This window comes from Sphingopyxis sp. GW821-FHT10B01 (assembly GCF_059415685.1).
Map to the genome: position 1 here is coordinate 196,804 of NZ_JBWKNS010000003.1, position 13,340 is coordinate 210,143.

Below are 13,340 nucleotides of genomic sequence, written 5' to 3' on the forward strand. Positions count from 1 at the left end.
TGCCATTTGGAAAACTGTTGCATATAGTTCGCCACATGGTGAACCAATCAATGCCTCTCGACTCGGTCTTTCACGCGCTCGCCGATCCGACGCGCCGCGCGGTGATCAGCCGCCTGCTCAAGGGTGCAGCGCCGGTGAAGCGATTGTCCGAACCGTTCGCGATGGGCCTACCCGCCTTTCTGAAACATCTGTCGGTGCTCGAGGCATCGGGACTGATCCGCACCGAAAAACAGGGCCGCGTCCGCACCTGCCGCGTCGATGCCGAACGCCTCGCTGCGGCTGAGGGCTGGCTCTCGCAGCAACGCGCCATCTGGCAGGACCGCACCGATCGTCTGGCCAATTTCGTCGAATCGCAGACACCCCCGGAGAAAACAGGATGACCAACGACACGACCCTCACCATCTCCCGCCTGATCGCTGCGCCCCCGTCGGCCGTGTGGAATGCGTGGAGCATCCCCGAGAATCTCGCGAAATGGTGGATACCGGCCCCCATCGAATGCCAGGTCGTCACGCTCGACCTGCGCCCGGGTGGCGGCTTTGTCACGCGGATGCGCGAAGCGGGCGCCGCCGATTTCCAGCCGCACGTCGATGGCTGTTTTCTGGAAGCGGTGCCCGAAAAGAAGCTCGTCTTCACCACCGTGCTCACCGAAGGCTGGCAACCCGCCGAACCCTGGCTCGCGATCACCGCGATCCTGACCTTCGAGGCCGAGGGCGACGGCACCCTCTATTCGGCGCGCGTGCTGCACAAGACTCCCGCAGACAGCCGCAAGCATGACGAGATGGGTTTCCAGCAAGGCTGGGGCACTGCGATCGGCCAGTTGGCGGGCTTGCTCGAACGCTAAGACGGGCTTGCGCGGCGCGGGCGGCAACGCCATAGCGCCGCCATGCACGATATCCGCCTGATCCGGGAAAATCCCGAAGCGTTCGACGCCGGCCTCGCGCGCCGCGGCCTCGAACCCCTGTCCGCCCAAATCGTCGCGGCCGACGCATCGCTGCGCGCATTGCAGACGGAGATTCAGAGCTCGCTCGCGCGCCGCAACGAAGCGTCGAAGCTGATCGGCCAGGCGATGGCGCAAGGCGACAAGGAAAAGGCCGAGGCGCTGAAGGCCGAGGTCGCCGACCTCAAGACCGCGCTTCCAGCGAAGGAAGACGCCGAGCGCGAACAGCTTGTCGCGCTGCAGGATATCCTCGCCGCGATCCCGAACATCCCGCTCGCCGACGTGCCCGAGGGCGCGGACGAAGAGGGCAATGTCGAGATCGCGCGCTGGGGCACGCCGCGCAGCTTCGACTTCGCGCCGCAGGAACATGCCGATTTCGCCCCCGCGCTCGGCCTCGATTTCGAGACCGCGGCCAAGATGTCGGGCGCGCGCTTTGCGTTCCTGAAGGGCCAGATGGCACGGCTCGAACGCGCGCTCGGCCAGTTCATGCTCGACAAGCAGACGATCGACGCGGGCTACACCGAATGCGCGACTCCGCTGATGGTCCGCGACGAAGCCGCCTATGGCACGACGCAGCTCCCCAAGTTTCGCGAGGATCTGTTCCAGACCACCGACGGCCGCTGGCTGATCTCGACGGCGGAGATGAGCCTGACTAATGCGGTGCGCGAGGAAATCCTGCCCGAGGCAGACCTGCCGATCCGCATGACCGCGCTCACCCCCTGCTTCCGCTCCGAAGCCGGGTCGGCCGGGCGCGACACGCGCGGCTATATCCGCCAGCATCAGTTCTGGAAGGTCGAGCTCGTCTCGATCGTCCGCCCCGAAGACAGCGATGCCGAGCTGGAGCGCAAGACGCGCGCCGCCGAAACCATCCTCGAGGCGCTCGACCTGCCCTATCGCAAGATGCTGCTGTGCAGCGGCGACATGGGCTTTGCCGCGCGCAAGACCTACGACCTCGAAGTCTGGCTCCCCGGCCAGAACGCCTATCGCGAGATTTCGAGTTGTTCGACCTGCGGCGATTTTCAGGCGCGGCGCATGAACACGCGCTTCCGCCGCGACGGCGGCAAGAGCAACGAGTTTGTCCACACGCTCAACGGATCGGGCCTCGCGGTCGGCCGCACGCTCGTCGCGGTACTCGAAAATTACCAGCAGGCCGACGGGAGTGTCACTGTTCCGGCGGCGCTGCTCCCGTACATGGGCGGCATCACCAAGCTGACGCCCACAACCTAAACCCATCGCCACCCCGGACTTGATCCGGGGTCCATTCACGCTGCCGTCGATGGACCCCGGATCAAGTCCGGGGTGACGAAGAGAGAAAGTTCGAAAATGCGCATCCTCCTCACCAACGACGACGGCTATCACGCCCCCGGCATGGCGGTGCTCGAAGCGATCGCGCGCGAGCTCAGCGACGACATCTGGGTCTGCGCCCCCGCCGAGGAGCAATCGGGCGCCGGCCACTCGCTCACCCTCTCGCGCCCGGTGCGCATCCGCCAGCATGAAGAGCGCCGCTGGTCGTGCAGCGGCACCCCGACCGATTCGGTGATGATGGCGATCGGCAAGCTGATGCCCGAAAAGCCCGACCTGATCCTCTCGGGGGTCAATCGCGGCGCCAACCTCGGCGACGACGTCACTTATTCGGGTACCGTCTCGGCGGCAATCGAGGGCGCGCTCGCGGGCATCCGTTCGATCGCACTCAGCCAAGTTTATGCCAAGGAAGGCATGGGCGACAGCGTGCCCTTCGAAGCCGCCGCGGCGTGGGGCGCGAAAGTGCTGCGCCCGCTGCTCGCCATGGACATGGCGCCGCGCACGCTGATCAACGTCAATTTCCCTGCCATCCCCGCCGAAGAGGTCCGCGGCATCCGCGTCACCCGTCAGGGCTTCCACGATTACAGCCGCGGCTCGATCGTCGAGGGCACCGACCCGCGCGGCTATCGCTATTTCTGGTTCGGCCTCCACGGCATCGAACATTCGCCCGGCCACGACAGCGACCTCGAAGCGATCGACGACCATTATATCTCGGTCACCCCGCTCCAGCTCGACCTGACGCACGACGCGTCGCTCGCCGCGCTGCGCGGGGCTTATGGTTTAGCGGACTAGCCTTCGCCGCTGCGCTTTGGCACAAGGATGCCAATGAGCCGAAAACCGTCCGACAAGCTGAAGCTGCAGCACCGCTTCCAGCCGCTGAAGCGCGCAAGTCACTGGCCGATCTGGGCCGACGTCATCACGCGCCTCAGCGTGGCCTTCTTCCTGATCGGCATCGTCGTGCTCGTCCACTGGATCGATCGCGCGGGGCTCAAGGACAGCCACGACGGGCAGATCAGCTTCCTCGACGTCGTCTATTTCACGATGATCTCGGTCACCACGACCGGTTTCGGCGACATCGCGCCGGTGTCCGATCGCTCGCGACTGATCGAGGCGGTGATCGTCACCCCGATCCGCATCGCGGTGCTCTTCATTTTCGTCGGCACCGCCTATAATTTCGTCCTCAAACGCACATGGGAAAAATGGCGCATGGCCCGCATCCAGGCAAAGCTCACCAACCATATCGTCGTCCTTGGCTTCGGCATCAGCGGCAGCGAAGCGGTGAAGGAACTGATCGCGCGCGGCACCGATCCGGGCTGTATCGTCGTCATCGACCAGTCCGGATCGCGGATCGCCGAGGCCGAAGCGATGGGTTGCAACGTGTTGCAGGGCGATGCGTCGAACGACGACACATTGATCGACGTCCATATCGCAAAGGCCCAGTCGGTGCTGGTGTCGGCCGGGCGCGACGATACTTCGATCCTCATGGTCCTCACCGTCCGGCATCTCTCGCCCAAAGTGCCGATCAGCGTCGTCATCCGCGCGCAGGATAATGAACTGCTCGCGCGGCAGGCGGGCGCAAGCAATGTCATCAACCCGGTCAGCTTCACCGGTCTGTTGCTCGCAGGCTCGGCGCAGGGCGCGCATGTCGCTGATTATATGGCCGATCTTGCCAGCATCGGTGGCCGCGTCCAGTTGCGCGAACGCGCGGTGACGGCCGAGGAAGTCGGCCGCAGCATCGACCAGCTCGCCAGCGCCGGACGCGGCCTGCGCATCTATCGTGCCGGCAAGCCCTATGGCTTCTGGGAGGCCGAGGCGCAGCGGCTCGAACATGGGGACGAGGTCGTCGAGGTCATCCGCTGCGAAGAATGCGAAGCGAGCGTGCCCGGCGGCTAGCCCGACCTCCTAGCTGCGCCAGTAGAGCCAGCCGGCCCACAGCCAGCCGATAATCAGCAAGGTCCCGCCGATCGGCGTCACCGCGCCCAGCCATCGCGGCCCGCCGATCGCCATCGCATACAGCGTCACGGCAAACAGCGCCGCGCCGACCAGAAGCATGATCGCGGGACCGCGCGCAAAGCCCATGATCGCAAGCGCCGCAACCGCGTGGATCAGCTGGTACAGCCCGCCGGTGCGCAGCCATTCGGCCTCCTGTGGCCCTGCCGCGCCATGCGCGCCGAACGCGCCCGCCGCGACCGCAATCGCCGCCGAAATTGCCGCAAATACGCCGATCATCTTTCATCACCCTTGCAATGCCGTGCCGATGCCGCGAGCTATAGGCGGACAGGAGGGAGAAGGCGATGCCCCGCGACACACCGCTTCCCGAGGGATTGAAGCCGCCCAGCCGTCTCGCAACGCTCGGCGAGCTCGCGCTGCCGCTCGACATGTTGCGTTACGGGCTCTCGGGCTGGCACCTGATCGGCGCCCCGCGCGGCGACGGCCGGCCCGTCGCTTTGCTCCCCGGCTATGGCGCGTCCGAACTCTCGATGCGCCCGCTCGAGGCCTATCTGCGCCACCTCGGCTATCACGTCCGCGACTGGGGCATGGGCCGCAACAACGGCCGCGTCGCCGCCGACGTCGAGCGTTTCGCGGCGCAGGCGGCCTTGTGGGTCAAGGCCGACGGCGCCCCGCTCACCCTCATCGGCTGGAGCCTCGGCGGCGTCATCGCCCGCGAAACCGCGCGCACCCACCCCCACCTCGTCCGCGAGATCATCACCCTGGGTACGCCGATCATCGGCGGCCCCAAATATACCGCGCTCGCGCAGCGCTTCGCGGGCCGCGATTTCGACGCGATCGAGCGCGATATCCATGCGCGCAACCTCAAAGGCCTCACCCAGCCGCTCACCGTGATCTACTCCGACCGCGACGGCATCGTCGGGCCCGATATCGCGGTCGACATCTACAATGATCAGGCACGGAACATCAAAGTCGACAGCACCCATCTGGGTCTCGGCATCAACCCGCGCGTGTGGCGGATTGTAGCGGATACATTGGCGGGGAAGAGCTGATGGGGAACATCTCCCCTCCGTCACCCCGGGCTTGACCCGGGGCCTGCCTTGCCTTGAAGAAAGAGGCGGATCCCGGATCAAGTCCGGGATGACGAAGAAACGTATGGGCCTGACCAAGCACAGCCATGGTGACAAACGCCAAAAAATCGCCTATGCGCCCCGCCAATCATGACAGTCAAAACCCTCCCCTCCCAGCCGAAGGTCGGCATGGTTTCGCTCGGCTGCCCCAAGGCACTCGTTGATAGCGAACGGATTCTGACCAAGCTGCGTGCCGACGGCTATGGCCTGTCGCCCGATTATGCGGGCGCCGACGTCGTTCTCGTCAACACCTGCGGCTTCCTCGACTCGGCGAAGGAAGAAAGCCTCGAGGCGATCGGCGAAGCGATGGCCGAGAATGGCCGCGTCATCGTCACCGGCTGCATGGGCAACGAGGCAGAGGCCATCCGCGCCCGCTTCCCCAACGTCCTCGCGGTCACTGGTGCGCATCAGTATGAGCAGGTCGTCGACGCCGTCCACGACGCCGCGCCGCCCACGCAAGGCCCGTTCGTCGATCTAGTCCCCGAAGGCGGGCTGAAGCTCACCCCGCGGCATTACAGCTACCTCAAGATTTCCGAAGGCTGCAACCACAGCTGTTCCTTCTGCATCATCCCCGATCTGCGCGGCAAACTCGTCAGCCGCCGCATCGACGCGGTGCTGCGCGAGGCCGAAAAGCTCGTCGCCGCGGGCACCAAGGAACTGCTGGTGATCAGCCAGGACACCTCGGCGTACGGCGTCGACACCCGCCACGATCCGCGCGAGTGGAAGGGCCGCGAAGTCCGCGCCCATATGACCGACCTCGCGCGCGAACTCGGCCAATTGAAGACGAGCGAAGGCAATGCCCCGTGGGTCCGCCTCCACTATGTCTACCCCTACCCACATGTCGACGCGGTGATCCCGCTGATGGCCGAGGGTCTGCTGACCCCCTATCTCGACATCCCCTTCCAGCACGCGGCGCCGAGCGTTCTCAAGCGCATGAAGCGCCCCGCGAACGAAGCGAAGGTGCTCGAACGCCTCAAGAACTGGCGCGCGATCGCCCCCGACATTTCGATCCGCTCGAGCTTCGTCGTCGGCTTCCCCGGCGAGACCGAGGCCGACTTCCAATATCTCCTCGACTGGCTCGACGAAGCGCAGCTCGACCGCGTCGGCGCCTTCCGCTTCGAACCCGTCGCGGGCGCGCAGGCGAATGCGCTCGACGATCAGGTGCCCGAAGAGCTCAAGGAAGAGCGCTACCAGCGCATCATGGACAAGACGGCCGCGATCAGCGCCGCCAAGCTCGAAGCCAAGATCGGCCGCACCCTGCCGGTGATCATCGACGAAGTCGGCGAGGCCGACGAAGACGGCAGCATCGGCGCCACCGGCCGCTCACAGGCCGACGCGCCCGAAATCGACGGCCACGTCTACCTCCGCGACGTCGCGGCGACGCTTAAGGCCGGCGATGTCGTCGACGTCGCGATCGAGGACGCCGACGAGCATGATCTGTTCGGGGTGGTGGCCTAACCAGCCCCGAAAAATCGCTGTCCTACATTGCGTAGGCCGCATAGCCTTGCGGAATGACGCCTGCTCGCCCCTGCAAACAGCGGATCCAGTGTGAAGTTGCGCAGTTTTCTGCGACTCTTGGCAAACCTCTTCTCCGTCACCCCGGGCTTGACCCGGGGCCCGCCTTTTCCGGCAACATTCATTCCGCAAGTATAGGCAGACCCCGGGTCCAGCCCGGGATGGCGGACGGGACAATGGAGCGCGCGAAGATGCTGTTTCAGTGTGAAGTTGCGCAGTTTTGCGCCATTTCTGCGAAGGCTCCCCTTCCCTCCTTTCGTCATCCCGGACTTGATCCGGGATCCCTGCGACGTGGCGGCAATAAGTGGACCCCGGATCAAGTCCGGGGTGACGACGGAAGGTGCGGAACGGGAAAGAAACGCGATTCCAGTGTGAAGTTACGCAGATTTCCGCCCCTTTCCGCCGCCGCCCGCACCGCAAGGAACGCCTTAACCCAGCCGCCGTTATAAACAGCAGAAACCGCATCAGGGGCACCACATGCGTCTAATCCAACTGGCGACCGCCACCTTGATACTAACCGCCGCTTTGACCGGCTGCGACCGCAAGACCGACGTCGAAGCACCGCCGCGCGCCACCGACAAGGCGCCCTCCCCGACGCAGAAATCGATGATCGCGGTCCCGATCAACGCCAGCACCGCTTCGCTCAAGCAAGCCCTCGAACGCGCCGTGCCGAAAACACTGTGGACGATCAACCGGCGCGAGCCCGCGTGCGTGAAGCCGCAGCAGGTCAAGCTGTTCGGAAAGAAGGTCAAGGTCACCCCGCCGATCGCCTGCACGATCGTCGGCCAGGTCACGCGCGGGCCGCTGCGGCTGCGCGGCGAAGGCAGCGAGATCGTCGTCGACATGCCGCTTCACGCAACGATTGCCGCGCGCGATGTCGGCGGGGTGCTGAAGGGCGAGACCGCGACCGGCGCCGCGATGGCGCATGCGCGCGTCCGCATCGACCTGCTCCCCGACTGGCGCACGCAGGGCAAGGCGCGCATCAGCTATGGCTGGACCACGACACCAGGGATCGATTTCCTCGGCAAACGCATCACCTTCACCGACGAAGCCGACGCGAAGCTGCAGCCCGTCGTGCGCGACGTCGAGCGCGAAGTGAACCGCGAGATCGCGAAGATCGACATCCGCAAACAGGCCGCCGACGTCTGGCGGCAGAGCTTTACCGCGCTCGAACTCAACCACGAAAATCCGCCGGTGTGGATGCGCGTGACGCCGCAGCGCATCCTCTACGGCGGCTACCGCATCGCGGGCGATCGTATGAACCTCAACCTCGGGCTGGAGGCGATCACCGAAACCTTCGTCTCGGGCCGCCCGGCCGATCCGAAGCCCACCCCGTTGCCGCGCCTCGTGCGCGAAATACCCAAGCCACACCTCGATGTCCGCGTGCCGGTGATCGCCGACTATGCGATACTCCAGCCCGTCGTCGACCGTGCGCTCGCGAAGCGGTCGACGCGCCCCTTCGTCCTCCCGAAACTCGGCTCGATGATGGTGAAGTTCGGCAAGTCGACCATCTATGGCGCCCCCGGCGGCCGGATCGCGGTGGGCGTCGACGTCGAGGCGAAGCTGGAAATGCGATCGGGCGCGCCGACGCGTGGGCGCATCTGGATGACCGCCATTCCGGTCAACAAACCGGGCTCGGCCGAAGTCCATTTCACCAATCTTTCGATCAACGGCGATACCGACGGCGTCGGCGGCGACCTGCTCATTCTGCTCGGACGCAACGAGGGTTTCGCGCCGCTGATTGCCGAGGCGCTGACGCAGAATTTCGCGAATGATCTCGCCAAGCTGCAGGTCAAGATCAAACGCGCGGTCGATCAGCGGCGCGAGGGCGCCTTCGTCATCCGTACCCGGGTCGACAGCTTCGAGACGGGCGAGATAAAGGCCTATGGCAACGGCCTTTACCTGCCGGTGCGGATGGTGGGTGGGGCGAGCGTCGACTATCGTCCGGCGAAGTGAACTAGGGCCGGATAAAATCCATCGTCCAGTTCACTTCCCAACTCGCACCGCCATCGGCCGACATCGCCTGCTCCCAACGCGGCGAGTCGGTAACGGTGCGGCTCCAGACGAAGCGCAACCGGATCGGCCGGCCATCGAGCGTATCATCGGCATAGAATTGACCGACGCCACCCTCGAAGCGGCCGATGACCGGGACATCCAGCGCATGCGGACTGCGCGCATCGAGCCACCAGATCGCCCAGCTCTTCTGCGCCGGGTCGAAGGATCGCAGCGCGATCGCCCGATAGGTTCCGCTGGGAATATGCAGGACATTGTCTTCGACATTACCGTCACCGCCCAATATCGGCCGCATGTCGCACGTCCCGTCGAATTCTTCCCATTCGTCGCAGTTCGCAAGCCGCGTCTTCAGGCGGCGATGCTTCACCAGCCAGCTGCCAATCTGGAAATCGAAATCACCGGCCATGAAGGACCCTCCCCGATATCATCGAAGGATATGTTCCTATTACGTTCTCACTCAAACGCAACCCGTTCGACTCAGAACAGCCGGGTAATCCCATAGAAAGCCGCGGCGACGATCGCGCTCGCCGGAATGGTGATGAACCACGCCGCGACGACATTGCCTGCGACGCCCCATCGCACCGCGCTCGCCCGCCGCGCGACGCCAGCGCCGATGATGCTGCCGGTGATCGTGTGCGTCGTCGATACCGGGATGCCGAGCAGGCTGGCGGTGAAGACCATGATCGAACCGCCGGTGGATGCAGCAAAGCCCTGGTGGTGCGACAGCTTGGTGATGCGACCGCCCATCGTCTCGATGATCTTCCACCCGCCCGACAAGGTACCCAGCGCGATGGCGACATAACAGCTGAACGCGACCCAATGCGGGATATGAAATTCGCCGCCGAGATAGCCGGTCGAATAAAGGAGCACCGTGATGATCCCCATCGTCTTCTGCGCGTCGTTGAGCCCGTGGCTGATCGAATAAGCGGCCGAGGACAGAAGGTGGAGACGGCGGAAGGTCTTCTCCGCAAAGCTGGCGGTCGCACGGCGCAGCGCCCAGCTGCTGAGCAGCATCACCAGCATCGCAAGCATCATGCCGAGCAAAGGCGACAGGAAGATCGCGATCACCGTCTTGTTCAGCCCCGTCCACTCGATCCCCTCGAACCCGGCGTGAGCAACGCCCGCGCCGACGATGCCGCCGACCAGGGCGTGGCTCGACGACGAGGGAATACCCTTCAGCCAGGTGACGACGTTCCAGAACATCGCGCCGACCAGCGCGCCGAACACGACCGCAGGGGTTACGAGGTCCTTGTCGATGATCCCCTTGCCGATGGTTTCGGCAACCTTGTGCAATTCGGGAAAGATGACCGACAGGAAATAGGCTGCGAAGTTGAAGAAGGCGGCAAAGAGCACCGCCTGCACCGGCCGCAGCAGACGCGTCGCGACGACGGTGGCGATGCTGTTCGCGGCATCGTGCAGGCCGTTGAGAAAGTCGAACGCCAGCGCGAGGATGACGAGGCCGACGAGAAGCGGGAAAGCGAGTTCGTGCATGGTCTAATTCCTCACGATCTCACTGATCCGTTCGTGTCGAGCGAAGTCGAGACACCCATCGGCCATGTGCGGCTCCGAGGGGCATCTCGACTTCGCTCGATGCGAACGGATTCTTGTGCGGGGGACATAGGTGTCGCGCGCTTATGCGTGGTCGATGACCAGACCGTCGATCTCGTTCGCAACATCCTCGAAACTGTCGGTGACGCGCTCGAGATGGCGGAAAAGTTCGCGTGCGATCAAGAATTGCGTCGGGTTCGCCTCGCCATGCTCGCGGAACAGGCGCTTGAGCCCCGCGGCATGGATCTCGTCGGCATGGCCTTCCATCCGTACCAGTCGCTCGGTCAGTTCGTGAAGCCGCGGACCATTGGCGCCGATATTGCGGAGCAACGGCAGCGCCTCGGCAGTCAACCGCGCGGCGTCGACGATGATACCGCCGATGTCGCGCATTTCGGGCTCGAACTCGGTGACATCGTACAGATCCACTGCACCCGCAGTCTTCTGCATCTCGTCGATCGCGTCGTCCATCGAGGCGATCAGGTCGGTGATCGCGCTGCGGTCGAACGGAGTCAAAAAGGTGCGGCGGACGGTCTGCAGCACTTCGCGGGTGATCGCGTCGGCGTCATGCTCGCGCTCGATGATTTCCTGGACATGGTCGGCCATGCCCTCGCCGCCCTGCAGCATGCGCGACAGCGCATTGGCCCCCGCGACGAGCGTCGCGGCGTGGCTTTCGAACAATTCAAAGAAATTTCCCTGTCGCGGCAGCAAACGCTGAAACCATGCGAACATCCGGCTTACCCCTGTTTTTTCGCTAATATTCTGGACAACACCGCGCGGGGCGGCGACGGCGCGAAAACCGCCATCACCAAACGAGCGGATCAGCGCCTGCAGGTCGGGTTCCTCAACTGCCGAGGCGGCTTCGCGGAACGGGAACCATTTGCGGTCGCGTTCGTCCATTTCCTTCCAGTCGTCGAGCTCGTTCGTCACGGCGAGCGGAAAGACCTCGACATTATACATGATCGACGCACCATTCGCGCGGCGCTTTCGATACTCATAGCTGCCGATCGGCGTCGGACAGACAGCACCGATCACCCCCGCCTCTTCCTCCGCCTCGATCGCAGCGGCGGCGTGGCGTTCCATGCCCGTCAGCGGATTGCCCTTGGGCACGACCCACCGCTTCGTTTCACGCGATGTGATCAGCAGGATTTCGGTCGGCCCGTCGTTTGCAGGACCGCCGAATCGGTAGGGAAGGACGGCGATCTGACGCATCGGGCTTTCATCCTTTCCTGTGGTTTCGGGCGGCTAGCGTCCGGGGTGACAAAGAAGCTACGCCCCCTATGACAATAATGTGACAGCGACAAGGATGCTTCACCTGCTTCCGTGCTTTCCGTAAACGTCAATTCGATTGCAAAATGAAACGCGGTGCGTAAGCTGTATCCAAACATGGTCGGGAGACAGGATGATGGCAGGCATGGCGACGATGGAGCGCCCCGCGAACGGGAAAGCAGCACCGGTCGATCAGGATGTGTTGATCGTCGGCGCGGGCATTTCGGGAATCGGCATGGCCGTACATTTGCAGCAATATTCACCCGATCGCAGCTTTACGCTTGTCGAGCGGCGCACCAATCTGGGCGGCACATGGGATCTGTTCCGTTATCCCGGCATCCGCTCGGACAGCGACATGCACACGCTCGGCTTCGTCTTCGAACCGTGGAAGCATGAAAAGACGATCGCCGATGGCCCAGCGATCCTCGAATATCTCAATCGCATCGTCGACGAACGCCATATCCGCGAGCGCATCCGCTTCGATCGCAAGGTCGTGGGCGCGGACTGGGACAGCGCCACCGCGCGCTGGACCGTGACGCTGGACGACGAAAAGGGCGGTACGTCGACAACGACCGCGCGCTGGCTCTACCTTGGCGCCGGCTATTATGATTATGACGAGCCGTTCGACGCCAACTTCACCGGCCGCGACGATTTCAAGGGCCAGATCCTTCATCCGCAGTTCTGGCCGGAAAACCTCGACTATACGGGCAAGAAAATCATTGTCGTCGGATCGGGCGCGACCGCGGTAACGATTGTCCCCGCAATGTCGGACAAGGCCGCGCATGTGACGATGCTGCAACGCACCCCGACCTGGTTTGCAATTCGCCCTGCCAAGGACAGAATTGCCAATTTCTTGCGCAAAATCCTGCCCGAAAAACTGGCGTACAGGATCACGCGCTTCAAGAATGTGAAGATGCAGGACATCGTCTTCCGCAAAGCACGCGAGACGCCTGAAAAGGTGCGGGACTTCCTGACCAAGCAGATCAAGAAAACGCTCGGCGACCGCTATGATGCCGAAGCATTCACCCCGCCATATAACCCGTGGGAGCAGCGGCTTTGCCTCGTTCCCGACGCCGATTTCTTCGAAGCGATCAAGGCCAACAAGGCATCGGTCGTCACCGATCACATCGAGCGGTTCGATGCGGGCGGCATTCAGCTCAAGTCGGGCAAGCATCTCGACGCCGACATCATCATTACCGCGACCGGACTCAATCTGGCGGTTGCAGGCAAGATCCCGGTGCGCGTCGACGGCGATCTCGTCGACTGGAGCGAGCATTTCTATTACAAGGCGTGCATGTTCTCGAACGTCCCGAATTTCTCGGCGGTGTTCGGCTATCTCAACGCCAGTTGGACACTGCGTGCCGACATCGTCGCCGAATATGTCTGCCGCGTGCTCAACCATATGCAGGCCAGCGGGACGAATGTGGCGACCCCGGCGCTCGCCGATCCGGCGACGTTGACCGAAGAGAATATCTTCGACTTTTCGTCAGGCTACATCCAGCGCGCGCTCCACATCATGCCCAAGAATGCCGACAAGCTGCCCTGGCGCCTCAACCAGAATTACATTCAGGACCGCGTCGACATGAAGACCGGCGCGATCGACGATGGCGTACTGGCATTCGGAAACGCACGCGCCGTGGCGTCGGCCCCCGCGGAACTCGAGGCGGCCGAATAATCAG

General features: G+C 63.9%; 13 protein-coding genes. 9 read left to right on the forward strand and 4 right to left on the reverse strand.

Going from position 1 to position 13,340, the window contains the following annotated elements; genetic code table 11:
- Nucleotides 1-35: 35 nt before the first annotated feature.
- The 5 genes from AC07NV_RS09900 (at nucleotide 36) to AC07NV_RS09920 (ending at nucleotide 4,132) form a co-directional block, all read left to right on the forward strand.
- Nucleotides 36-380 (forward strand): ArsR/SmtB family transcription factor, encoded by a 345-nt coding sequence (locus tag AC07NV_RS09900; protein ID WP_495166179.1) that lies wholly within the window; start codon nucleotides 36-38, stop codon nucleotides 378-380.
- Nucleotides 377-841, forward strand: a complete 465-nt coding sequence (locus tag AC07NV_RS09905; RefSeq protein ID WP_495166180.1) for an SRPBCC domain-containing protein — start codon at nucleotides 377-379, stop codon at nucleotides 839-841. Before AC07NV_RS09900 ends, AC07NV_RS09905 begins: the two co-directional genes overlap by 4 nt.
- A gap of 42 nt (nucleotides 842-883) precedes the next feature.
- A complete protein-coding gene (serS, locus tag AC07NV_RS09910) occupies nucleotides 884-2,164 on the forward strand; it encodes a serine--tRNA ligase (RefSeq protein ID WP_495166181.1) in 1,281 nt (426 codons plus the stop codon).
- Between the two features lie 96 nt (nucleotides 2,165-2,260).
- The gene (gene surE, locus AC07NV_RS09915; RefSeq protein WP_495166182.1) at nucleotides 2,261-3,031 is read left to right on the forward strand and encodes a 5'/3'-nucleotidase SurE; all 771 of its coding nucleotides are present in this window, start codon (nucleotides 2,261-2,263) and stop codon (nucleotides 3,029-3,031) included.
- 33 nt (nucleotides 3,032-3,064) lie between these two features.
- On the forward strand, nucleotides 3,065-4,132 hold the full coding sequence (locus AC07NV_RS09920; RefSeq protein ID WP_495166183.1) for a potassium channel family protein: 1,068 nt from the start codon (nucleotides 3,065-3,067) through the stop codon (nucleotides 4,130-4,132).
- Between the two features lie 9 nt (nucleotides 4,133-4,141).
- Here the strand turns inward: AC07NV_RS09920 and AC07NV_RS09925 are convergent, their stop codons facing one another.
- Nucleotides 4,142-4,468, reverse strand: a complete 327-nt coding sequence (locus AC07NV_RS09925) for a DUF423 domain-containing protein (RefSeq protein WP_495166184.1) — start codon at nucleotides 4,466-4,468, stop codon at nucleotides 4,142-4,144.
- Nucleotides 4,469-4,533: 65 nt separating this feature from the next.
- On the opposite strand from AC07NV_RS09925, the gene AC07NV_RS09930 reads away from it, so the two are divergent.
- The 3 genes from AC07NV_RS09930 (at nucleotide 4,534) to AC07NV_RS09940 (ending at nucleotide 8,790) form a co-directional block, all read left to right on the forward strand.
- Nucleotides 4,534-5,241 carry an esterase/lipase family protein gene (locus AC07NV_RS09930; protein ID WP_495166185.1) on the forward strand — a complete coding sequence of 236 codons (708 nt, stop codon included), beginning with the start codon at nucleotides 4,534-4,536 and terminating at the stop codon, nucleotides 5,239-5,241.
- Between the two features lie 168 nt (nucleotides 5,242-5,409).
- On the forward strand, nucleotides 5,410-6,777 hold the full coding sequence (gene rimO, locus AC07NV_RS09935; protein ID WP_495166186.1) for a 30S ribosomal protein S12 methylthiotransferase RimO: 1,368 nt from the start codon (nucleotides 5,410-5,412) through the stop codon (nucleotides 6,775-6,777).
- A 534-nt stretch (nucleotides 6,778-7,311) separates the two neighbouring features.
- Nucleotides 7,312-8,790, forward strand: coding sequence for a DUF4403 family protein (locus AC07NV_RS09940; protein ID WP_495166187.1), 1,479 nt, complete (start codon nucleotides 7,312-7,314; stop codon nucleotides 8,788-8,790).
- Between the two features lies 1 nt (nucleotide 8,791).
- On the opposite strand, the gene AC07NV_RS09945 is transcribed toward AC07NV_RS09940, so the two are convergent.
- From AC07NV_RS09945 to AC07NV_RS09955, 3 genes are all read right to left on the reverse strand, one after another.
- A complete protein-coding gene (locus tag AC07NV_RS09945; RefSeq protein WP_495166188.1) occupies nucleotides 8,792-9,253 on the reverse strand; it encodes a DUF1579 domain-containing protein in 462 nt (153 codons plus the stop codon).
- A 71-nt stretch (nucleotides 9,254-9,324) separates the two neighbouring features.
- A complete protein-coding gene (locus AC07NV_RS09950) occupies nucleotides 9,325-10,338 on the reverse strand; it encodes an inorganic phosphate transporter (protein WP_039572497.1) in 1,014 nt (337 codons plus the stop codon).
- A 141-nt stretch (nucleotides 10,339-10,479) separates the two neighbouring features.
- Nucleotides 10,480-11,604 carry a DUF47 family protein gene (locus AC07NV_RS09955; RefSeq protein WP_495166189.1) on the reverse strand — a complete coding sequence of 375 codons (1,125 nt, stop codon included), beginning with the start codon at nucleotides 11,602-11,604 and terminating at the stop codon, nucleotides 10,480-10,482.
- A gap of 193 nt (nucleotides 11,605-11,797) precedes the next feature.
- Between AC07NV_RS09955 and AC07NV_RS09960 the strand changes: the two genes are divergently transcribed.
- Nucleotides 11,798-13,336, forward strand: a complete 1,539-nt coding sequence (locus AC07NV_RS09960; protein WP_495166698.1) for a flavin-containing monooxygenase — start codon at nucleotides 11,798-11,800, stop codon at nucleotides 13,334-13,336.
- Nucleotides 13,337-13,340: the final 4 nt, after the last annotated feature.

Bases quoted from the DNA above. Each gene is read 5' to 3' on its own strand.
- AC07NV_RS09945 (WP_495166188.1), bottom strand. From the start codon at position 9,253: ATGGCCGGTGATTTCGATTTCCAGATTGGCAGCTGGCTGGTGAAGCAT.
- rimO (WP_495166186.1), top strand. From the start codon at position 5,410: ATGACAGTCAAAACCCTCCCCTCCCAGCCGAAGGTCGGCATGGTTTCG.
- serS (WP_495166181.1), top strand. From the start codon at position 884: ATGCACGATATCCGCCTGATCCGGGAAAATCCCGAAGCGTTCGACGCC.
- AC07NV_RS09905 (WP_495166180.1), top strand. From the start codon at position 377: ATGACCAACGACACGACCCTCACCATCTCCCGCCTGATCGCTGCGCCC.
- surE (WP_495166182.1), top strand. From the start codon at position 2,261: ATGCGCATCCTCCTCACCAACGACGACGGCTATCACGCCCCCGGCATG.
- AC07NV_RS09955 (WP_495166189.1), bottom strand. From the start codon at position 11,604: ATGCGTCAGATCGCCGTCCTTCCCTACCGATTCGGCGGTCCTGCAAAC.
- AC07NV_RS09950 (WP_039572497.1), bottom strand. From the start codon at position 10,338: ATGCACGAACTCGCTTTCCCGCTTCTCGTCGGCCTCGTCATCCTCGCG.
- AC07NV_RS09940 (WP_495166187.1), top strand. From the start codon at position 7,312: ATGCGTCTAATCCAACTGGCGACCGCCACCTTGATACTAACCGCCGCT.
- AC07NV_RS09930 (WP_495166185.1), top strand. From the start codon at position 4,534: ATGCCCCGCGACACACCGCTTCCCGAGGGATTGAAGCCGCCCAGCCGT.
- AC07NV_RS09960 (WP_495166698.1), top strand. From the start codon at position 11,798: ATGGCAGGCATGGCGACGATGGAGCGCCCCGCGAACGGGAAAGCAGCA.
- AC07NV_RS09925 (WP_495166184.1), bottom strand. From the start codon at position 4,468: ATGATCGGCGTATTTGCGGCAATTTCGGCGGCGATTGCGGTCGCGGCG.
- AC07NV_RS09900 (WP_495166179.1), top strand. From the start codon at position 36: ATGGTGAACCAATCAATGCCTCTCGACTCGGTCTTTCACGCGCTCGCC.
- AC07NV_RS09920 (WP_495166183.1), top strand. From the start codon at position 3,065: ATGAGCCGAAAACCGTCCGACAAGCTGAAGCTGCAGCACCGCTTCCAG.